Genomic DNA, 20,945 nt, shown 5'->3' with positions numbered 1-20,945 from the left:
CGTGCATGGTGGGGCGCGAGCAAGCCTGTGAGGCCGGTGGAGTCACCGGCCTCACAGGCGCTCCTGCTAGGGCGTGAGCAGGAGCTTGCCGCGGGTACCGCCGGCGGCCAGCCGGCGGTGTGCCTCAGGGCCCTCGGTGAAGTCGCCCACCGCGGCCACACGCAGCGTGAGGACGCCCTCGTCCACCAGGCCGGAAAGGATCGCGAGCTGGTCGCCGTCCTGCTCGACGAAGGTCTGGGACACGGTGATCCCGCGCTCCTCCTTGGGCGGCTCGGGGGCGTAGACGGAGACCGCGCGCCCGCCGTCCCGCACCGCGCCTATGACGCGCGGTGCGATGCCCGCCGTCTCCAGCAGGACGTCGGCGATGCCGGAGGGGACGGGCTCGGACGAGGAGATGACGCTCTCGGCTCCCAGTTCGCGCGCGAGTTCGGCGTCCTCGGGCCGGGCGAGCGCGATCACGCGCGTGCCCCTGGAGGCGGCGAGCTGGATCGCGAACCCGCCGACGGCCCCGACGGCGCCGCTGACCAGGAGAGTCTCGCCGTCCCGGAGCGCCGCCCCCTCCAGTGCCTGGTAGGCCGTGAGACCGCCCAGGGGCAGCGCCGCCGCGTGGACCAGGTCGACGGTGGTGGGGGCGGGGGCGGCCAGGGCGGCGTCCAGGGCGACGTACTCCGCGTGGGTGCCCACACCGGTCGCGTACTGGGCGGACATGGCCACGATCCGGTCACCGGGGACGAAGCGGTCCGTCCCTTCGCCGACGGCCTCGACGGTGCCGGACAGGTCCCAGCCGAGAATGAGCGGGAAGGGGTGCGTGAGGCTGTCGGCCCGTGCACCCGAACGGACGAGCAGTTCGACGGGGTTCACGGCCGTCGCCGCGGTGCGGACGAGGATCTGCCCGGGCCCTGGAGCCGGACGGGGTACCTCCGCGACCGTCAGCTGGTCGGGGTCGCCGTACTGGGGCAGGGTCAGCGCGCGCATGGTGGGTGCCTTTCGACGGGTCGGAACGAACGAACTCCTGCATCATAAATGCTTGCACAAGCATATTACTCTTCCTAGGATGGTGTCACCGCCCCAAAGCCCCCTGCCCTCCTGGAGGTTCCTCCCCCATGCCCAGAACCACGGAATCCCCTGCGACGGGGAGCAGCCGGCTGCCCTCGCTGACCGGCATACGGTTCATCGCCGCCGTCCTGGTCTTCCTGCACCACGGCATCTGGGTGAACGTGTTCTCGGACCAGGACGTCGTGTCGTTCTACCGGGACCTCTTCATCAACGCCGGACACGTAGGCGTCTCCTTCTTCTTCATCCTGAGCGGCTTCGTCCTCACCTGGTCCGCCCGCAAGAAGGACACGTTCGGCCGCTACCTGCGCCGCCGCGTGGCAAAGGTCTACCCCAACCACGTCGTCACCTTCGTGGCCGCGCTCCTGCTGCTCTCCACGGCCACCCAATGGCACCAGGCCGTCCCCAACCTGCTCCTGATCCAGTCCTGGTTCCCCCGGTACGACGTGCTGTTCAGTGTCAACCCGCCGAGCTGGTCGCTGGCCTGCGAAGCCCTCTTCTACCTGTCCTTCCCCCTGCTTCTGCGCTGGGTGAACAAGATCCGCGTGGAGCGGTTGTGGTGGTGGGCCGGCGGTACCGTCGCCGCCGTCTTCGCGGTCGCCGTCTTCGCGCAGTTCGTCCTGCCGGCCGACCCGGCCATGCCCGACGGTCAGCCGATCGGCCTGTATCAGTTCTGGTTCGTCTACGCCTTCCCGCCCGTGCGCGCCCTGGACTTCCTGCTCGGCATCCTGCTGGCGAAGCTCGTGATGAACGGCCGATGGATCCGGATCGGCCTGGGACCGGCCGCGCTGCTCTTCCTCGCCTGCTACGCCCTGGCAAGTGAACTCCCGTACGTCTACGGGCTGAACGCCGCCACCATCATCCCTCTGGCCCTTCTGGTCCCCGCCGCCGCCGTCGCGGACACCGAGGGCAGGCGCACCTTCCTGCGCGGCCGCGTCGCCACGTGGCTCGGCGAGGTCAGCTACGCCTTCTACCTGGTCCACGTGGTCGTGCTGATCTGGGTGCGCGGCAAGCTCGGCCATCCGCAGGGATGGGACGTCGCCACCGGCATCCTGCTGCTGGCCGGCGGTCTCGTGCTGAGCCTCCTCGTGGCCTGGGCCCTGCACGCGTGGGTGGAGAACCCCGCGATGCGGCGCTGGAGCAAGCCGAAGGCCGACCGCGCGCCCGCGCACCGGACGTCCGTCCCCGCGGCAGGGGCCGACGCCGGCGCGCTGCCCGGGTCCGATGCCGGTACCGGGGCCGGACGCGAGCCCGCCCGAACCGTCTGATCGGGCCGGTACCGAGCCGTCCGACGGCGCCACCACGACCACCTCTCAGCCCTCGGGAGAACCCCATGACCACGGCAACATCCAGCAAGCCCGAATCCATCGGCTTCGGCGGCGAGCCCAATCCGTACGCGCTCTACGCACGCCTCCGCGCCCAGGCCCCGGTCAGCCACATGACCCTGCCGGACGGCGGAGAGTTCTGGCTCGTCACCCGCTTCGCGGACGCCAAGGACGCGCTCACGGACGACCGGCTGAGCAAGGACCCCAACCGCGTCGGTCCGCAGTGGCGGGCCACCGTCGCCCAGCCGACCGACGGCGAGGACGCCTCCCTCGTACGGCACCTGCTCAACGTCGACCCGCCGGACCACACGCGGCTGCGGCGGCTGGTGCACAAGGGCTTCACCCCACGCCGGATCGAATCACTGCGCAGCCGGATCCAGCAGATCACCGACGACCTGCTGGACCACATGGAGGGCCTCGAGGGCCCGGTCGACCTGCTCCAGGAATTCGCCTTCCGCCTGCCGGTCACCGTGATCTGCGAGCTGCTCGGCGTCCCCCTCGACGACGTCGACCGCATCCACGAGTGGTCGACCGCGCTCTCCACCCTCGTCGCCGACGAGGCGGGCCACGCCCGCGTCGCCGACGCCTCGCTCCAGCTCGGGACCTACATCGCCACACTGATCGAGCACAAGGCCGAGCACCCGGGCAACGACCTGATCAGCGCCCTCATAGAAGCGCGTGACGACGGTCGGCGTCTCTCGCACGCGGAGCTGACCGCCATGTCCTTCCTGATCCTGGTCGGCGGTCACGAGACCACCGTCCACCTGATCGCCAACGGAATGCTCGCGCTGATGCAGCACCCCGACCAGATGGCACTGCTGCAGAAGGACCCCTCGCTGATCACGGGGGCCGTCGAGGAGTTCCTGCGCTTCGAGGGATCGGTGGAGGTGGCGACGTGGCGCTTCGCCACCGAGCCGATCGACGTCGGCGGCGTCCTGATACCCGAAGGGGCACCGGTCCTGATCTCGCTCGCCTCGGCGAGCCGCGACCCGCAGCGCTTCGAGAACCCGGACACCTTCGACATCACCCGGGGCGACTCCGGGCATCTCGTCTTCGGCCAGGGCCTGCACTACTGCCTCGGCGCCCCGCTGGCCCGGATGGAGGGCCAGATCGCCGTCGGCAGCCTGGTCAGCCGCTTCCCCGGCATCCGGCTCGCGGCACCGGCCGAGCGCCTGCGCTGGCGCCAGGGGCTGCTGATCCGAGGGCTCTTCGAACTCCCTGTGCACCTGCGCTGATCCACCGTGCGGTTCACATCCCCTCGCTCCCCGCTCCGCAGCACATCCCTCCGGGAGGACCTCCTCATGCCGGCGCCCCTGTTCGCCCTCGTGCTCAGCGTCTTCGGCCTCGGCACCGCCGAGTCGGTGATCGCCGGACTGCTTCCCCAGCTCTCCACCGATCTCGGAGTGTCCCTCAGCCAGGCGGGGCTGCTGGTCTCGGGCTACGCCGTGACCGTGGTGGTCGGCGGTCCGCTCGTCACACTGCTGACCAGCAGGCTTCACCGCCGTCCCCTGCTCATCGGGCTGCTGGTCCTGTTCACGGCCGGCAATCTGGCCGCGGCGCTGGCACCGGGGTACGGGACGCTGATGGCCGCGCGGGTCGCCTCTGCCCTCGCCCACTGCACGATGTTCGCGATCGCCCTGGTCACGGCCTCGGAGATCGCGGGACCCGCGAAGTCGGGCAGCGCCGTGGCCCGGATCATCATCGGCGTCAACCTCTCGACCATCCTCGGGGTGCCGTTGGGGCTGATGCTGGCCCAGCAGTGGACCTGGCGCGCGACGTTCTGGGGGGTGACTCTTCTCAGCCTGGCCGCGCTGGTGGCCGTGGTGGTCCTGGTTCCCCGTACCGCGGCACCTTCCGGCGGCGTCTCGGCGGAGTTCGGCGTACTGCGCGACCGCCGGGTGCTGGTGGCCCTGCTGATGACGGTCGTCGCGATGACCGGAGGCTTCGGCGCCTTCACCTTCCTGACCCCCGTACTGCAACACGTCAGCGGCTTCGGCCCCCAGGCCGTCACCGTGCTGTTGTTCCTCTTCGGGCTGGGATCGCTGGCGGGCGGTGCGCTCGGCGGAAAACTGGCCGACCGCGCGCTGCTGGGATCCCTCACCGTCTTCCTCGGACTCCTCACCCTGGTCCTCCTGGTCTTTGCCGCCGTCGCGTCCCACCCTCTCGCGGCCGTGCCGGCACTGATCGCCTTCAGCGTGCTGTTCTTCGCCCTCAACCCGGGTCTGGGCGCGCGCATCCTCAACTCGGCGGCGGGCCGCGCCCCCACCCTCGCGGTGTCGATGAGCATCGCCTCCGTCCAGGCCGCGATCGCGGCGGGTTCCTGGCTCGGCGGACGGGTGCTGGACGCCGGGCTCGGGCTGACGGCCGTCTTCACCGCCGGATCGCTGCTCACCTGCGCCGGGGGCGTCATCGCGTGGTGGGAGTGGCGCGGCGAACGACGGGCCGCCGTACAGCTCCTCCACGTCTCCGCGACCCCCGCTCCCGCAACGCCCGGCGGGCGGACTGCCGCACATTCGACCGATAGCCAAGGAGTATGACGTGAGCAACACAACGACCCGCAGACGGTTTGTCGCGGGAACCGCCGTCGGCGCAGGCGCCGCGGTCCTCGGCAGCGGCACGGGGCTGATCGGAGCCCGGTCCGCCTTCGCGGCCGGAACGGAGCCGACGGCGTCGGCCGCGACCTCCGGCGGCGCGGCCACGGTGGGGCCGTCCGATGTGCGTTACCCGGACCTGGTCCGCGGCACCAACGCACGCTTCGTCGGCGCCCCGGAATCGGTGCGCGTCGTCGCCACCACCGCGCACGTGGTCAGCGCAGTGCAGGAGGCGGTCGGCGCCGGGAAGCGGATCGCGGTCCGCAGCGGCGGCCACTGCTACGAGGACTTCGTCGCCAACGCCGACGTCAAGGTCGTCATCGACCTGTCGCGGATGAACGCCGTCTCTTTCGACACCGGCCGCAACGCCTTCGTCGTCGAGGCCGGCGCCAAGCTCGGGCACGTCTACGAGATCCTCTTCAAGACCTGGGGAGTGACGGTTCCCGGCGGCGCCTGCCCGACGGTCGGCGCGGGCGGTCACATCCAGGGCGGTGGATACGGTGCCCTGTCGCGCAAGCTCGGCCTGATCAGCGACTACGTGTACGCCGTCGAGGTGGTCACCGTGAATGGCGCCGGAACGGCGCGCGCGGTGATCGCCACGCGGGAGCCCTCCGACCCCAACCGCGACCTGTGGTGGGCCCACACGGGCGGGGGCGGCGGCAACTTCGGTGTCGTCACCCGTTACTGGCTGCGCACCCCCGGGGTCTCGGGAAGCAACCCGGCGCAGCTGCTGCCGCAGCCGCCCTCCGAAGTGTGGATCTCGACCGTCTCCTGGTCCTGGTCCGAGCTGACCCGCGCAGGGTTCACGCAGCTGATGAAGAACTACGGCGACTGGCACGTGCGGTTCAGCGGCCCGAACGCCCCGGAGCTCGCGCTGTTCAGCGAGCTCAAGCCGGCCCACAAGGCCGGGGGAGCCGTATCGCTGACCACCCAGGTCGACGCGGGCGCCCCGAACGCCGAGAAGATGCTCCAGGACTTCATCGCCTACGTAGGCGCGGGCGTCGGCGTCACGGCGCAGGTCGCGGACCACCGCAAGGTGACCTGGCTGCACGCCACCCAGTGGTCCGGGTTCACCGGCCCGGACCCGCTGTTCCGCTTCAAGGGCAAGCCGGGCTACCAGCGGAAGAACTTCACGGACGCCCAGATCGACGCGATGTACCGGCACCTGACGCGCACCGATTACTCCTACGGGGGCGCACTGATGCTGATCTCCGCGTACGGCGGCAAGGTCAACACGTTCGCCCCGGATGCCACGGCGGTGGCCCAGAGGGACTCGGTCCTGAAGGTGCAGACCGCCGTGTTGTGGACCGATCCCGCGGACGACGCGAAGCACCTGGCGTGGCTGCGGGAGTTCTTCCGCGACCTCTACAGCGAGACGGGCGGCGTGCCCGGTCTCGACGGCGTCACGGACGGCATGTTCATCAACTATGCGGACGCGGACGTGAAGGACCCGGCCTGGAACTCCTCGGGCATTCCGTGGCACCGCCTCTACTACAAGGACAACTATCCCAAGCTGCGCCAGGTCAAGGCAAAGTGGGACCCCCGCAACGTCTTCCGCCACGCGCTCTCCGTGGAACTTCCTTCCTGATTACATGCTTGCGAATGAAACTATCTCCGGGTAAGTTTCATGTCATCCCTTCCAACCCCGCCGAAAGGTCTGGTTTCCTCATGAGCTCCACGGGTCGCCTGCAGGGCAAGTCCGCTCTGGTCACCGCTTCTTCCCGCGGCATCGGCCGTGCCATCGCCCTGCGCCTGGCGTCGGACGGCGCTGAAGTCGCCGTGACGTACCAGAGCAACGCGGCCGCCGCCCAGGAGGTCGTCGACACCATCGTCGCCGCCGGCGGCAAGGCCATTGCGATCAAGGCCGACTTCGCCGTCAAGAACGACATCGAGAGTGTCTACAAGGAGGTCCTCAACTCCTTCGGCAAGCTCGACATCGTCGTGAACAACGCGGGCATTGCGGGCAACGGCCCGATCGCCGAACTGGACGACGAGACCTTCGAGAAGGTCGTCGACGTCAACTTCAAGGGCACGTTCTACTCGCTGCGCCAGGCTGCGGCCAAGGTGAGCGATGGCGGTCGCATCATCAACATCTCGACCGGTTACACGCACGCCGCCTTCCCGGGCGTCGGCGCGTACGCCGCCACCAAGGCGGCCGTCGAGGCCCTCGGCCTCGCGCTGTCCAAGGAGCTGGGTGGTCGCGCGATCACCGTCAACTCGGTGCTGCCGGGTCTGATCGAGACCGATCAGACGGCTCCGATCAAGGACCAGTTCGACACCATCGCCCAGATGATGCCGCTCGGACGCATCGGCCAGCCGGAAGACGTCGCCGACATCGTCGGCTTCCTGGCGAGTGACGACGCCCGCTATGTGACGGGTCAGTACATCGCGGCCGCCGGCGGCCTCGTCGTCTGACGCTTCCCCCGAGCAGGTGCGGACGGGACCGTCCCCCGCGTTCCGTCCGCACCCCGGCACCCCGCTCCAAGCCAACCGCCCGTGGCCGCCCCGCTCCGACGACGAAGGACTGACATGGATCCCCTGGCCGAAGCCGTGCTGAACGGTGCCACCGCCGAGCAGCTCGAGCGCGAGCCACTCCCGAGCGACTACCTCGCCGTTCACACTCTGGCGGACGACGCGGCCATGTTCCGCGGCGTCGCCGACAAGGACGTGCGCAAGTCCCTCCACGTCGGCCGGGTGCCGATGCCGGAGATCGCCCCCGACGAGGTCCTCGTGGCGGTCATGGCGTCCTCGATCAACTACAACACGGTGTGGTCGGCCACCTTCGAGCCAGTACCGACCTACTCCTTCCTCAAGCGCTTCGCCCAGCAGGGTGGCTGGGCAGCCCGCCACGACCTGCCGTACCACGTGCTCGGCTCCGACGCCTCCGGCGTCATCGTCCGCGTGGGCGCCGGCGTGCGGCGCTGGAAGACCGGCGACCACGTGGTGGTGTCCTGCGTCCAGGTCGACGACCAGGAGCCGGCCACCCACGCCGACGGCATGATGGGCGCGGAACAGCGGATCTGGGGATTCGAGACGAACTTCGGGGGACTGGCCCACTACAGCGTCGTACGGGCCAGCCAGCTGCTGGAGAAGCCCGCGCACCTCACGTGGGAGGAGTCGGCGAGCACCATGCTCACCGCCGCGACCTCATACCGGATGCTGGTCAGCGACCGGGGTGCACGCATCAAGCAGGGGGACATCGTCCTCATCTGGGGTGCCACCGGCGGCCTCGGAGGCTTCGCGGTCCAACTGGTCAAGAACGCCGGCGGAATCCCGGTGGGTGTCGTCGGCTCCGAGGCGAAGGCGGAACTGCTGGGCCGGATGGGTTGCGACGTGGTGATCAACCGCAACGAGATCGGTCTGGGGGGCGACGAGCCGCTGACGCCCGAGCGGACCATCGAACTCGGCAAGAGGCTGGGCCGGGCCATTCGTGAACGGGTGGGCGAAGACCCCCACGTGGTCTTCGACTTCATCGGTCAGGCCACCTTCGGCATCTCCGTCTTCGTCGTCCGCCGTGGCGGGGCCGTGGTCACCTGCGGCTCGAGCACCGGCTATCAGCACACTTTCGACAACCGCTACCTGTGGATGAACCTCAAGCGCATCATCGGCAGCCACGCCGCCAATCTCCAGGAACAGTGGGAGTGCAACCGGCTGTTCCGACTGGGGCGCCTGATGCCGATCCTCTCCGAGGTGCACTCGCTCCAGGAGAGCGCCGAGGCCGCACGCCGGGTCCAGCTCAACCGGCACACCGGGAAGGTCGGCGTCCTGGCGCTGGCCCCCGAGACCGGCCTCGGCGTGACCGATCCCGCCCTGCGCGCCCGCATCGGCGAGGACCGCCTCAATCCCCTGCGCGCCGACCGCGCAGCCCGCACACCCGTATTCGCCGACTGACCGGCGCAGATCAGAAGGGCAGGACGGCCATGGTGGAAACGGTGGGAATCGTGGGCTGCGGCATCATGGGTGCCGGAATCGCCGAGCTGACGGCCAGGTCCGGGCTCGACGTACGGGTCGCGGTCGGCTCGGAGGAGTCCCGGCTCAGGGGGCTGAACAGGATCGTCACCTCCCTCGACCGTGGCGTGGCCCGCGGGCGGATCACCGCCGCAGACCGGTCGGCGGCGCTGGGTCGCATCTCCTTCACCACCGACATGGGGCAGCTGGCCGACCGGCAGCTCGTGATCGAATCCGTCCGGGAGGACGAGGAGACAAAGCTGGAGGTCTTCCGCACCCTCGACAAGGTCCTCGAGGACGACGGGGCGATCATCGCCACGAACACCTCCTCGCTGTCGGTGGCCCGGCTGGCCACGGCGACCGGCCGTCCCGGTCACGTCGTCGGGATCCACTTCTTCAACCCGGTCCCGGTACTCCCGCTGGTCGAACTCGTACCCTCGGTCCTCACGGCTCCCGAGATCGTAGCCAGGGCGAACGCGTTCCTGACCGACACCCTCGGACGGACCGTCATCCAGGCACCGGACCGGGCCGGCTTCCTGATCAACGCGCTGCTCTTCCCGTACCTGCTGTCCGCGATCCGGATGGTGGACAGCGGGCTGGCCACCGCTGAAGTCATCGATCGGGGTATGGAGTCGGGCTGCTCCCATCCGATGGGGCCTCTCAGGCTTGCCGACCTCATCGGTCTGGACACCACCGTCTCCATCGCGCAGGCGTTGTACGAAGAGACCAAGCAGCCGCTCCACGCGCCCCCGCCGCTGCTGTTGCGGATGGTGGAGTCCGGACTGCTCGGCCGGAAGTCGGGCCGCGGCTTCCACACCTACTGAGCGCCGCCGTTCGCCGCGCGACACACCGCAGCCCGGCTGCCCCCGCAGCGCCCCGGAGCCCCGGGTCAGCCCGCGGGGGCAGCCGGGTCGTGCCGTAGACGGGCCACCAGCGAGGCGGTCCGGTGGTCGAAGGCCGCGACGTCCATCGCAGTGTGCAACTCCTTCGCGAAGGTGCCGGCGGCCTCGTCGACCACGGTCTCGCCGGCCTCGGTGACGTGCGCGTACGTCACCCTGCGGTCCTCGGCCCCGATCGTCCGTTCGGCGAGGCCGTCCTTCTCCAGGCGGGCCACCAGCCGGCTCACCGTGGACTGGCTCAACCCGATGGTGTCGGCGAGATCCTGCATGCGGATGCCGCCGGAACGCTTGTTCTCCTGCAGGACCACGAGAGCCGTGTACTCGGCGACACTCACGCCGTGTACGCGCTGCAGACGCCTGTCGAGGGTGTTGGAGATCTGGTTGGTGAGCACTATGAGGCGGCGCCAGGTGTCGAGTTCATCCTCGCGACGTGCTTGAGCAGCAGCCATGTCTTCTTTCCCCAGCGCCGTTGGTTACCCGTCAATGTTCGCGCAATATTAATGCTCGCGCAAATATCTGGGCAAAGGTAGGGGAGGGCGGAAAGAGGCAGCGCATGGTGACCTGGCCGACGGAATGGCGTGCGCCCCCGACGGAAACCGTTTTCCGCAGGGATCGGCACCCGCGGACCGTGCTCCCGAGCCGGTTTTCAGCAACCGGCCCGAGGGGTCGCTCCGGGGGCCCCCGTTTCGCCGACAACGGGTCGGGGGGACCCCTGCAGTTCGGTCAGTACGCGAACTCCCCGGTCGGCAGCCATATCCAGGCGGGCGAGAATTCCGGGAACGGTGACCGTGGGGAAGAGGTGCGTGAGCAGCACGGAGATTCGGCTCTCCAGGTCCATGCGATCGGTCATCGCCTGCGAGAGCAGCTGGACTCCGGAGAAGGCGCCGACCATCAGGTGGGCAATGTCCGCCACGTCGACGTGCGGGTGCAGCTCGCCGTGCTCCTGAGCTGCCTGGAGTGCCCGGTGGTTCTGGTCGATCCAGGCCTGGAAGGGCTGGCGGCGGTCCGTGTCGGCCATGGCGGGGTCCAGTGACAGCCGAATGCTTCCCTGGAGGACCGGGTCATGGGTGAGGAGGTGGGCGAACACCATGCCCGCGTCGATGAGTTCCTGCAGTTTCAACGCCCGGGGGATCACAGGGAAGTTCGAGTTCGTGACCTGGGCGCCGAGTACGGCTTCCGCGAGGTCCTTCTTGGACCTGAAGTGGAAGTAGAAAGCTCCTTTGGTGACATTCACCCTGTCGTAAACGTCCTTGATCGTGGCGCCTTCGTATCCGCGTTCCGCGAAGATGGCTCCGGCCGACTGCAGGATCGCTTGACGCGTTCTGATCGCGCGGTCCTGCTGTGCCACGTGTCGTTCCTCTCGTGTGGTGTCTCACCAGATGGATAGCCGTTGGAATTAAAACCGGCATGCACGTACTATATCAGCCAGCGCAGATGATCTTGAATGGGTGCGCTACTTTTTGTCTGCCAATGGGGGGAACCATGGCCTTGCATACGTTTGAGGACCGTGTTCGGCATAAGAAGGCACCGAACATCCTGGTGCCGCAGCCTCGGGCCGAGGCGCGAAGGGTCCCGGAGCGGCTGGTGCACCGGACCTCGGCCACCGACGTCCTGCCCGTCACCTGGGAGCGGACCGGTGAGACCCGCTTCCTCGCCACCGTCCGGTGGCCGCACGACCACCCGTCCTTCAGGCCGGTGGCCGGACGGTACTCACCCCTCGTCATCTCCGAGACCCTGCGCCAGACCGCGATGCTCCTGGCGCACGCGGAGTTCGGGGTTCCGATGGACCACCACTTCGTGATGTGGGACATCAGCCACACCGCCCGGCCGGAGCACCTGCGCGTGGGCCCCACGCCCGCTGAGGTGACGGTGGAGGTCGACTGTTCGGACGTCCGAAGCCGCGGCGGCCGCCTGGCGGGCATGCACTGTCACATGACGATCCGCATCGGAGCGGACACCGTGGCCGCCGGCGGCGGCGACCTCACCATCACCTCGCCGGCCGCATACCGCAGGATACGGGCGGTCCGGCTCGGCGAGCGGCTGCCTGCCACCCCGCCGCCGCCCGCGCCGGAGGTCGCCGCACTGCTCGACGCCAGGGAGGTCATGCTCGCTTCCGCCGCGGGACCGGGGCGCTGGCGACTGCGCACCGACCACCAGCACCCTTCCGTGTACGGCCGCTCGAACGACCACTACCCGGGCATGGTGCTGGTGGCGGCGGCGCTGCAGGCCGCTCGGGCCGTCACCGGCTCCGGCACGTTCTATCCGGTGTCCAGCAGCATCCGCTTCAGCCGCTACGCCGAGTTCTCCTCGCCGTGCTGGATCGAGGCGCGGGTCGTGGGCGGATGCGGGGGATCCGGCTCCTCTGTGCGGGTCGCGGGCCACCAGGACGGTCAGCCGGTGTTCGTCGCGATGCTTGCCGGCGCCCCGTCCGACAGCCCGCACCATGTCGCGTAGAGCGCTGCCCTCATCACCGAAAGGCCGGACCCGCATGCCCGCACCCCGGGTGCTCGTCACGGGAGGCACCGGGTTCATCGGATCCCATGTGCTCCGCCGTCTGTCCTCGCCCGAGGATGGTGCGGCCCCGCCCGCCCTACGTCTCCTGACCCGTCGGCGCACGGCTCCGGCGGCCCTGCCGCCAGGGGTCGCGACGGTACACGGCGACCTGTCCGACCCCGCGTCGCTGCGCGGGGTATGCGACGGGGTGGATGTGCTCCTCCACCTCGCCGCACGCATCGGCAGCGACGAGGAACGCTGCCACGCCGTCAACGCGGAGGGCACTGCGTCCCTTCTGGCGGAGGCGGCACGCGCCGGCGTCGGTCGGATACTGCAGCTCGGCACCGCAGCGGTCTACGGCAACGGCCCTCACCGGGGCGAGGCGGAGGGCGCGCTCGCCGTCGCACCCCTCTCGCCCACCAGCGTCACCCGCCTCGCCGGCGAGCGGAGCGTACTGGAGGCAGGGGGGACCGTGCTGCGCCCCCACCTCGTCTACGGGGTGGGCGACGTCTGGGCGGTGCCGGCACTGGCGGATCTCGTACGGCGCATTCCGCACTGGGTGGACGGAGGGCGGGCGCTCGTCTCCATGGTCGCTGCCGACGACCTGGCACGGGCCGTCGCCGCCCTGGTCCTGCGTCCCGTTCCCGGGATCGCGGGTCAGGTCCTCCACGCCTGCCATCCCGAACCCGTCCGGGTGAGCGAGCTGGTGTCGGTGGTGGCCGGACACCTCGGGCTGCCGCTGCCGCAGGGCGAGGTCTCGGCTGCTCGGGCCGCCCGACTGCTGGGTGTGGAGGGCGATCCGGTCCGATCCCGGCGGCTCACGCTGCTCACCGTCGACCACTGGTACGACAGCACGAGGCTGTGGGAGCTGACGGGCTGCCGGCCCGGGCCGGGCTTCGCCGAGGCGTTCGGGCGGTATGCGCCCTGGTACCGCGACGCCCTCGCGGCCCGCCGCTCCTGAGGGCGTCCTGTCACTCGGCACTCTCGCTCGGGACCCGCCCTGCCGGTACGCACCGGCAGGGCAGGCCGGTCTCAGGCGGCGGGACCGAGCAGTACGGGCAACTCCAGGTGGCCGTTCGAGATGAACGACGCCTGCGGACGGATCTGTTCGGGCGCCACCGCGAGCGACATCCCGGGGAACCGGGCGAACAGGGCGGAGAGGGCGACGGCGGTCTCCAGCCGTGCCAGGGGAGCCCCCAGGCAGTAGTGCACCCCGTGGCCGAAGGCCGGGTGTTCGCGCCGGGCGGCCCGCGTCACGTCGAACCGGTCCGCCGTGTCACCGTGACGCTCGGGGTCGCGTCCCGCGGCGGCGTAAGCGATCATGATCGGGTCGCCCTTGGGAATGACCACGTCACCGACGGCGATGTCCTCCACGGCGTACCGGAGGATCGAATGGGCACCCGGCGCCTCCAGGCGCAGCGTCTCCTCGATGACATCGTCCCACGTCGCTCCGCCGCCGAGCACGAGAGCGAGCTGGTCCGGGTGGCCGAGGAGAGCGTGCACGGCGTTGTCGATCAGGTTGACCGTCGTCTCGTACCCGGCCGTGTAGAGCAGGATGAGATTGTCGGCGAGCTCCTTCTCGCTCAACTGCTCGTCGTTCTCGTCTCGTACCGCGATCAGGTCGGCCGTGAGGTCGTCCCCGGGCTGCTCGCGCTTGAGGGCGAGCAGTTCCGCCATCGTGGCGTACAGGCGCGTGGCGTTCGCGAGCGACTCCTCCGCAGAGGAGGCCGTGGAGAAGAAGCCCTTGATGATCTGCTGGATCTCGCCGCGCATGTGCTGCGGAATCCCGAAGAGTTCGCACATGACCTGGTTGGGGACCGGGTGGGCGAACGCCTCGCGCAGATCCACCGGCAGATCGGGCGGGAGGCTGGCGAGGCCGTCGAGGACACCCTGGGTGATCTCCTCGATGCGCGGCCGCAGCGAGGAGACGCGGCGCGAGGTGAAGGCCGAGGCCACCGGCTTGCGCAGCCGCGCGTGGTCCTCTCCGTAGGCGGTGACCATGTTCTGGACCGAGACCCAGATGGCCAGGGGCCAATCCTGGGGTATCTCGCCCGCCCTCCATGCCTCCCAGTGCCGGTAGGCGTCCTTGGAGACCCGCGGGTCGGTCAGCAACTGCTTGATCACGTCGTATCCGGTGACCGACCACACGATGACTCCACCGGGCAGCTCGACCCGGGCGACGGGGCCTTCCTTGCGGATCCGGGCGATCTCACCGTGGATGTCGGCTCCGGAGGGGTCGATGGCGAACGGGCACTGAGGGCTCTGCACAAAAGTCTCCGATACGGGTGTCGACCGCGACGGTCTCCGCTTATTCCGGGGCGGTCGTGGGGTCGTGCCGCAGTCGTGCAACGACCACGGCCGTTCGCTCGTCGAACGCCGCCGTGTCCAAAGCGGTGTTGAATTCTTTCTGGAAGGTTCCCCTGGCCTCTTCGGCGATCGTCCGTCCCTGGTCGGTGATCACCGCGTAGGTACATCGACGGTCGCGTTCGCCGATCTCCCGCGTGGCCAGTCCGCTGCTCTCCATACGGGCGATCAGCCGGCTCACCGTGGACTGGTTGAGCCCGATCGCGTCGGCGAGGTCCTGCATGCGGATGCCCCCGCGATCGGCTTCGGTCAGGGTCGACAGGGCGGTGAACTCCGAGACGGACACGCCATGTCGGCGTGTGAGCCGTTTGTCGAGCGAGCTGGAAAGGACACCCGTCAGCTGGGTCAGCTGACGCCACATCTCGATCTCCGCACCGTGGCGTCGACCAGAAGCAACCATGACTCTCTCCGCAAACCGCATGGCCGGCCGGCTACCAGCGCGTCCGTCAATACTAATGCTTTCGCAAGCATGCGCCAACGGTGTAGGCGGGCGATCATGCTCCGTAGGTCCGGCGGTACTCGGCGAAGCGGCGTCCGAGTTCCCCCCGTGACAGCCCGAACTCCTCGGGCTCGAAGTGCCAGGCGCTCTGGGCTGACATGGCGGCCTCCCGGGCCAGCGCCACCATGTTCTGCTCGACCACCGGGGTCGTCGGCACGCCCACGAAGGCGGTCGCCCTGCGCAGCGTGGCGACGGGGTCGGCCACCAGGTCGGCGTGTCGGATGTCCAGAATCCGGTGCTCTCCGATGCGCGCACGTGAGGCCTCGGCATCGGCGAAGTGCCGCTCCAGCCAGTCCGCCCACTCGGCCCCGACCTCGGTGGGGTCCACGACCCCGGCCGCGTCCGCTATCCGCTGGGACCAGGCGATCCCGGCGGTGCTCGCCAGGACGTCGGCCGGATCCCGGTGCATGCGGATGATGCGGGCCCGCGGGTAGACGCGTACGAGGTCGCTCAGATACGGGGCGTGGAACGGGTCGCGAAGCACGAGTGCGCCGCCGGAGACCCGGTTGCAGACGGCCTGGAGTTGCAGGCGGTGGAAGCCGTAGGCGGGGACCATGTCCTGCTCCTCCATCCACGCGGAGTAGCTCGGGACGCGGTGGGCCATCGAGAGCGCGGGACTGTGGAAGGTGTTGGCGAGCAGCCACTGGCACGAGCCCGGGCGGGTGGCCTGGCGCAGCAGGCCGACGGCGCGGCCGGCGGTGGTGCGTCCGCCGGCGACCGCGTGGGCCCGGCCGCGGGCGATCAGGGCGCGACGCTCGCCCGGGGTTTCCGCCCCGGATGCGGGGTCGGCGAGTTCCCACATGGCGGGGGCGTCGACGCCGGGATGCTCGGCGAGCAGGTTGTGCAGCAGGGCCGCCCCGGTGCCGGGCATGCCCGTGATGAACACCGGTGCGTCCAGTGCCGGCGATGAGGGAGGGCGCAGCGCGGACATGCGTCGTTGCATGGCCAGGGACGACTTGATGCGGGAGCGGACGGCGGCCACGCCGGCGGGGGACAGTCGTGCTTCGGAGTTGATCGAATCGACGAACCGCTCCAAGGCGTGCTGGAAGGGAGCTTCGCGCCCCTTCGTCAGCGTGTCGCTGTCAGACGGCTGAACCAGGTCGTCCATGTCCAGGAATCCGGCGTAGCCGGTAGCGCGCTCCCTCATCAAGACCCCTCAGTTGCTGATCAGGCATGGACCAACGGATGGCTGGACGCCAGGACTGAGGGGCATGGATAGCGGCCGACCCCCCCAGTCGACATAAAAAACCTACATGCTGGTTGTGAATTCGCCAAGTTACTTGTGATGTAGGGATTCTTGAGGGGGTAATTTCCCTATATCGCAAGGTGTGTCCTACTTTTTTGGTTCGGAAGCCACGAGATGGAGACCGAATTCGATCCCATAACAGGCGTCTGTGCATGTTCTGTGCGGGTGCCCTCCCCTGAGGGCGTCAGGGGCACGTCAGCGGGCGGGCCAGTTGCGCAGCAGTGCGTCGAGGGCGTCGACGATGCGCTCCCACGTCTCCTGTGTGTCCGGAGCGCTGTGGCTGAAGCCGCCGCCCAACTCCAGGCCGATGTAGCCGTGGAAGACGCTGCCGAGGAGTCGTACCGCATGGGTCTGGTCGGGCTCGGTCAGGTCGTAGCCGCGCAGCACCGCCCGCGCCATCCGGGCATGGCGGACTCCGGCGCTCGCGGCGGCGGTCTCGGGGTCGAGCCTCGTCCGGGCCGCGGCGTAGCGGCCGGGGTGCTCGCGGGCGTAGTCGCGGTAGACGTCGGCGAACGCGGCCAGCGCGTCCTTGCCGGCCCGCCCCGCCAGCGCCTCGGAGGCGCGGTCCGCGAGTTCGTCCAGGGCGAGCAGGGCGATGCGGATCTTCACGTCCTGGGAGCTCTTCACGTGCGAGTACAGGCTCGCCACCTTGACGTCGAAGCGCCGTGCGAGCGCCGAAACGGTCACCTGGTCGAAGCCGACCTCGTCGGCCAGTTCCGCCCCGGCGCGGATCACACGCTCCGTCGTCAGTCCTGCGCGTGCCATGGGCTCGCCTTCCTCTCCTCAGCCTTCGCCGATTATGTATTTGCCTAAAGGGTTTAGGCAAATTAGCCTGCCGCTATGGAACCACTGACCGAGCGAGAGATCCGCAACGCGTTCGTGAACTGCACCAAGGGTGAGGCGAAGAGGCTCTCCGTCCCCCGTGACCTGGCCCAACGGCCGTGGGGCGACCTGGACTACCTCGGCTGGCGCGACCCGCAGGCCCCGGCCCGCGCCTATCTCGTCGTCGAGCTGAACGGCCGCGTACAGGGCCTGGTGCTGCGCAGCGCCGCCCCCGCGTCGCAGGGGCAGGGGCAGGGGCAGCGCAGCATGTGCTCGATGTGCCTGACCGCACACGCGGGCGGGGTCTCGCTGATGGTCGCGCCGAAGACCGGGAAGGCGGGCCGGCAGGGCAACTCGGTGGGCGCGTACATCTGCAGCGACCTCGCCTGTTCGCTGTACGTGCGGGGCAGGAAGGACGCGGGCGCAGGCGGGCGGCTGCACGAGACGATCTCCCTGGAGGACAAGATCCGGCGGACCGTGGCGAACGTCGCCGCCTTCGTGACCAAGGTGACCGGCTGACCCGCACGTTCGGTCCGGGGAGGTTCGTGACCCGGCTGTCTAAGGGAGCGGGAGGGCGATCAGCTTCTTCTGCTCACGGAGGTAGAGCCGCTTGCCGTCGGAATCCGGCGTCAGGACGTCGGCGCTCGTCTTGTAGCGCCAGACCGTGCTCTGGGTACGGATGCGGACGGCTCGCAGTCCCGCCGCGTCCATGCTGTAGATGTGGCTCGGGGTGACGAGGGGAGCGATCTCGCGGTTCGGGTTCGTGCCCTCCGGCGGGATGTCCGTCCACTGCAACGTGCCGAAGACGGCGCTGATGGCGACGACGCCGCGCGTGCCCTCCACGGCGTAGACGACCCCGTCGCGGACGGCCGGCATGCCGTACCGGCGCTGGGAGCCCACCTCGCCCACGTCGCGGTTCTCGCCGAAGACCCAGGCGGATCCGCCGTCGGTGAGCCGCAGCGCCTGCACGCTCTCGGCGCCGATGTACACGCGGTCGTCATCCGTCGCCGGCTGGTCCGGCGTGGCGCCCGGCGCCTCCAGCGACACGGCCCAGCGCTCGGCGCCGCTGCCGGCGTCATGCACGGACACCCGCAGGGTGTCGCCCGCCTCGGCCCGCTGCCACAGCAGCACCCCGCCGCGTACGGCCTTGGCGCGGACGAGGGAGGGGCGCCCCAGCTGCACCTGCTGCCGGGTGGGGGCCGCCGTCGGCTGCCGCCACAGCTCCTTGCCGGTCCTCAGACTGGCGGCCACCACGGACCACTGATCGCTCCCGGCCGCCTTGGCGCACAGGAACACGGTGTCGCCGTCGACGCCGAGGATCTGGTTGAGCGCGTTCGTACCGTCATATGCGGGCAGTTGGACGAGGGGCGCCTGCTCCTGGCCGTTCTCCAGGGACAGGGGTACCACCGCGAGGGCCTTGTCCGCGGCGTCCGGCTTCCTGATCGCGTACAGCACCTTGCCGTCGGTGGCGACGCGCCAGACGTCCGAGAACCCCTGGAAGTCCCTGAGGTGCCTGCCGTCCTGCGGGGAGATCCCGGCGGTCGTGGTTCCCGCGGCCGTGACGAGCATGCCGTTCACCGACAGCGGGGTGCCGCCCACCGGAGGGTGCGCCAGGTCGGCCTGCCACAGCGCGTCGGGCGGTGGCGGCAAGGCGGGCTGTGCGGCGTCCGCCGACCCGTCCCCGTTTCCGACCCTGCCGCGGCTGCCGCCGAGCCAGGCCCACAGCCCACCTCCCGTCGCGAGGGCCACGGCGCCGGCCGCGGCCCCGGAGAGGGCGAACATCCTGCGGCGTGACATGCCGACGTCCCCGGCGGCGACGGTGCCCGCCTCCCCAGGGGGCGCCGGCAGCCGGGGCGGCGGCTCCTGCCACGCCGCCGCACTGCGCCGTGCGATGTCCGCGAGCACCGGCTGCGGCAGCCGGTCCGCGAACGGGCCGCCGCCGGAAGAGAGCAGCTCCGCCAGCTCGGCCGTCGTGGGGCGCTGCGCCGGGTCCTTGGACAGGCAGCGGGCGAGCAGCGGCGCCAGTGCCGCCGGTACGCCGCTCAGGTCGGGTTCGGCGTACCGCACCCGGTAGAGCAGGTCCGCGGCCTGCCCGCCGCCGAAGGGCCCGTGCCCGGAGGCCGCGAACACGAGGACGCCGGCCAGCGCGAACACATCGCCGGCCGGGGAGTGTTCGAGCCCGCCGGCCTGCTCCGGCGACATGAAGGCGGGCGTGCCCGCCGCCGTCCCGGTACGGGTCAGCCGCTCGTCGCCGAGGGCGCGCGCGATGCCGAAGTCGATGACCTTGGGTCCGGCGGCCGTGACCATGATGTTGGACGGCTTGAGGTCGCGGTGCACCACGTCCGAGCGGTGCAGCTGCCCGAGCGCCGGGGCGAGTTCCGCGCCCAGTGCGCGGACGCACGACTCGGGCAGCGGACCGCAGAGCCGGACCGCCTCGTCCAGCTGGGGCCCGATGACGTACTCGGTGGCCAGCCAGGGCGTGGCCGCCAGCGCGTCGGAGGAGAAGACGCGCGCCCCGTACCGGTCACCGATGACCCGGGCCGCGTCCGACTCCAGCCTGAATCGGGTGCGGAAGGAGGTGTCGGCGGCGATCCGGGCGTGCACGGTCTTCAGCGCGACCGTCCGTCCGCCCGCCGAACGGGCCAGGTAGACCGTGCCCATGCCGCCGCTGCCGAGCCGGGCGAGCAGGCGGAAGCCGCCGAGGTGCTGTGGATCGTCGTGAGTGAGCGGTGCGAGCGGTGTGCGGGGTGCCGGGACGGACATCGGGTCAGTGCACCTTCTGGGCCGCGGCGAACGGCTGTTGCGGGGAGGGGAGTTCTGCGGCGAGCAGCGCCGCGGACTGGGCGGCGAGCGCGGCGACGACCCGGCCCGGCAGCGGAACGGCTCCGGGGTCGATGACCGTCGCGGCCCCCGCGTACGGTTCCCCGGACGGCGCGGGGCCCGCCCCCGGGTACACGAGTCCGCCCAGCACTTCCAGCGCGGACTGCGGCCGGACCGCCGGGTCGGACGACAGGCAGGATCCGACCAGCGTCCGCAGACCCGGCGGCAGTTCGCTCTGCTCGGGCACGGTGTGGCCGGTCGAGGCGTACGCCATCACGGCGCCCAGAGCGAACACGTCCCCGAGCGGCCGCGGCCGGCCCCCCGACGCCTGCTCCACGGCCAGGCAGCCCGGATCGAGCCCGGGCAGCCCCGCCCGCCGCGTGCCGTCGGGAGCCGCGGCCCGCACGGCGCCGAAGCCGGTCAGCAGCGGCCCGCCCGGGGTGACCAGCACGGCGGCCGGTGACAGTCCCGCGTGCGTCACCCCTTGGGCGTGTGCGGCGGCCAGTCCCTCCGCGAGCGCGGCGCCGAGCCTGCGGACGGTGTCCTCGGGCAGCGGACCGCCGTACGCGTCCAGCACGGCCGGCAGCGGCAGCGCAGGTGTGTACGGGGCCGCGTACCAGGGGAAGCCGGCCGTGCCGCCCACCTCCGCGATACGGAGGAACCGCGGCGCGGACAGCCGCCGGCCGCCCTCGGCCTCGATCGCCCACCGGGACGGATCGGCGCCGACCCGGGGCACGCAGACGAGGACGGTGCGCTCACCGTCGGCGGTGCGCCCGAGGTAGCGGCGGTCCGGAACGGTGCGCTCGGCGGACTCGGAATCGAGCCGGGCCAGGATCACGTACGGCCCGACGTGCGACGGGTCGTCGTGACGAAGGCGTTCCATGC

At 70.4% G+C, this 20,945-nt stretch carries 19 protein-coding genes; 10 read left to right on the top strand and 9 right to left on the bottom strand.

The features are described from left to right. Nucleotides 1-66: 66 nt before the first annotated feature. Nucleotides 67-975, bottom strand: coding sequence for an NADP-dependent oxidoreductase (locus ACWGIF_RS09490; protein WP_453493507.1), 909 nt, complete (start codon nt 973-975; stop codon nt 67-69). Nucleotides 976-1,103: 128 nt separating this feature from the next. Between ACWGIF_RS09490 and ACWGIF_RS09485 the strand changes: the two genes are divergently transcribed. From ACWGIF_RS09485 to ACWGIF_RS09455, 7 genes are all read left to right on the top strand, one after another. Further along, nucleotides 1,104-2,321, top strand: coding sequence for an acyltransferase family protein (locus ACWGIF_RS09485; protein WP_453493504.1), 1,218 nt, complete (start codon nt 1,104-1,106; stop codon nt 2,319-2,321). Nucleotides 2,322-2,386: 65 nt separating this feature from the next. Next, nucleotides 2,387-3,613 (top strand): cytochrome P450 family protein, encoded by a 1,227-nt coding sequence (locus tag ACWGIF_RS09480; RefSeq protein WP_453493501.1) that lies wholly within the window; start codon nt 2,387-2,389, stop codon nt 3,611-3,613. Between the two features lie 66 nt (nt 3,614-3,679). Next, nucleotides 3,680-4,915, top strand: coding sequence for an MFS transporter (locus ACWGIF_RS09475; protein ID WP_453493498.1), 1,236 nt, complete (start codon nt 3,680-3,682; stop codon nt 4,913-4,915). A 1-nt stretch (nt 4,916) separates the two neighbouring features. Further along, nucleotides 4,917-6,557: an FAD-binding oxidoreductase gene (locus tag ACWGIF_RS09470; protein WP_453493495.1), complete on the top strand. Its 1,641-nt coding sequence runs from the start codon at nt 4,917-4,919 to the stop codon at nt 6,555-6,557. 80 nt (nt 6,558-6,637) lie between these two features. Further along, a complete protein-coding gene (locus ACWGIF_RS09465; protein ID WP_453493492.1) occupies nt 6,638-7,384 on the top strand; it encodes a 3-oxoacyl-ACP reductase family protein in 747 nt (248 codons plus the stop codon). Nucleotides 7,385-7,498: 114 nt separating this feature from the next. Further along, nucleotides 7,499-8,860, top strand: coding sequence for a crotonyl-CoA carboxylase/reductase (gene ccrA / locus ACWGIF_RS09460; protein WP_453493489.1), 1,362 nt, complete (start codon nt 7,499-7,501; stop codon nt 8,858-8,860). A gap of 29 nt (nt 8,861-8,889) precedes the next feature. Further along, entirely contained in the window at nt 8,890-9,741 is an 852-nt protein-coding gene (locus ACWGIF_RS09455; RefSeq protein WP_453493487.1) for a 3-hydroxybutyryl-CoA dehydrogenase, read from the top strand. 65 nt (nt 9,742-9,806) lie between these two features. On the opposite strand, the gene ACWGIF_RS09450 is transcribed toward ACWGIF_RS09455, so the two are convergent. Together ACWGIF_RS09450 and ACWGIF_RS09445 are read right to left on the bottom strand one after the other, a co-directional pair. Further along, nucleotides 9,807-10,265: a MarR family winged helix-turn-helix transcriptional regulator gene (locus tag ACWGIF_RS09450; protein WP_453493484.1), complete on the bottom strand. Its 459-nt coding sequence runs from the start codon at nt 10,263-10,265 to the stop codon at nt 9,807-9,809. A gap of 197 nt (nt 10,266-10,462) precedes the next feature. After that, nucleotides 10,463-11,164: a ScbR family autoregulator-binding transcription factor gene (locus tag ACWGIF_RS09445; RefSeq protein ID WP_453493481.1), complete on the bottom strand. Its 702-nt coding sequence runs from the start codon at nt 11,162-11,164 to the stop codon at nt 10,463-10,465. A 59-nt stretch (nt 11,165-11,223) separates the two neighbouring features. On the opposite strand from ACWGIF_RS09445, the gene ACWGIF_RS09440 reads away from it, so the two are divergent. Then, the gene (locus tag ACWGIF_RS09440; protein WP_453493478.1) at nt 11,224-12,270 is read left to right on the top strand and encodes a ScbA/BarX family gamma-butyrolactone biosynthesis protein; all 1,047 of its coding nucleotides are present in this window, start codon (nt 11,224-11,226) and stop codon (nt 12,268-12,270) included. A 34-nt stretch (nt 12,271-12,304) separates the two neighbouring features. Further along, on the top strand, nt 12,305-13,270 hold the full coding sequence (locus ACWGIF_RS09435) for an NAD-dependent epimerase/dehydratase family protein (RefSeq protein WP_453493475.1): 966 nt from the start codon (nt 12,305-12,307) through the stop codon (nt 13,268-13,270). A 71-nt stretch (nt 13,271-13,341) separates the two neighbouring features. Here ACWGIF_RS09435 and ACWGIF_RS09430 read toward each other — a convergent pair whose 3' ends face one another. From ACWGIF_RS09430 to ACWGIF_RS09415, 4 genes are all read right to left on the bottom strand, one after another. Then, nucleotides 13,342-14,577: a cytochrome P450 family protein gene (locus ACWGIF_RS09430; RefSeq protein WP_453493472.1), complete on the bottom strand. Its 1,236-nt coding sequence runs from the start codon at nt 14,575-14,577 to the stop codon at nt 13,342-13,344. A gap of 40 nt (nt 14,578-14,617) precedes the next feature. Further along, on the bottom strand, nt 14,618-15,094 hold the full coding sequence (locus ACWGIF_RS09425) for a MarR family winged helix-turn-helix transcriptional regulator (protein WP_453493469.1): 477 nt from the start codon (nt 15,092-15,094) through the stop codon (nt 14,618-14,620). A gap of 73 nt (nt 15,095-15,167) precedes the next feature. Next, a complete protein-coding gene (locus tag ACWGIF_RS09420; protein ID WP_453493466.1) occupies nt 15,168-16,319 on the bottom strand; it encodes a sulfotransferase family protein in 1,152 nt (383 codons plus the stop codon). Between the two features lie 294 nt (nt 16,320-16,613). Beyond that, a complete protein-coding gene (locus ACWGIF_RS09415) occupies nt 16,614-17,183 on the bottom strand; it encodes a TetR/AcrR family transcriptional regulator (RefSeq protein ID WP_453493463.1) in 570 nt (189 codons plus the stop codon). Between the two features lie 75 nt (nt 17,184-17,258). Here ACWGIF_RS09415 and ACWGIF_RS09410 point away from each other — a divergent pair, with 75 nt between their 5' ends. After that, a complete protein-coding gene (locus ACWGIF_RS09410; protein ID WP_453493460.1) occupies nt 17,259-17,759 on the top strand; it encodes an FBP domain-containing protein in 501 nt (166 codons plus the stop codon). Nucleotides 17,760-17,798: 39 nt separating this feature from the next. On the opposite strand, the gene ACWGIF_RS09405 is transcribed toward ACWGIF_RS09410, so the two are convergent. Together ACWGIF_RS09405 and ACWGIF_RS09400 are read right to left on the bottom strand one after the other, a co-directional pair. Then, nucleotides 17,799-20,003: a protein kinase domain-containing protein gene (locus ACWGIF_RS09405; protein WP_453493457.1), complete on the bottom strand. Its 2,205-nt coding sequence runs from the start codon at nt 20,001-20,003 to the stop codon at nt 17,799-17,801. Nucleotides 20,004-20,007: 4 nt separating this feature from the next. Further along, nucleotides 20,008-20,943, bottom strand: coding sequence for a serine/threonine protein kinase (locus ACWGIF_RS09400; protein WP_453493454.1), 936 nt, complete (start codon nt 20,941-20,943; stop codon nt 20,008-20,010). Between the last annotated feature and the right edge of the window lie 2 nt (nt 20,944-20,945).

The organism is Streptomyces sp. NPDC054849 (genome assembly GCF_053610945.1).
The sequence above is the reverse complement of the archived record's forward strand: the minus strand, read 5'-3'. Positions and strand labels throughout refer to the sequence as shown.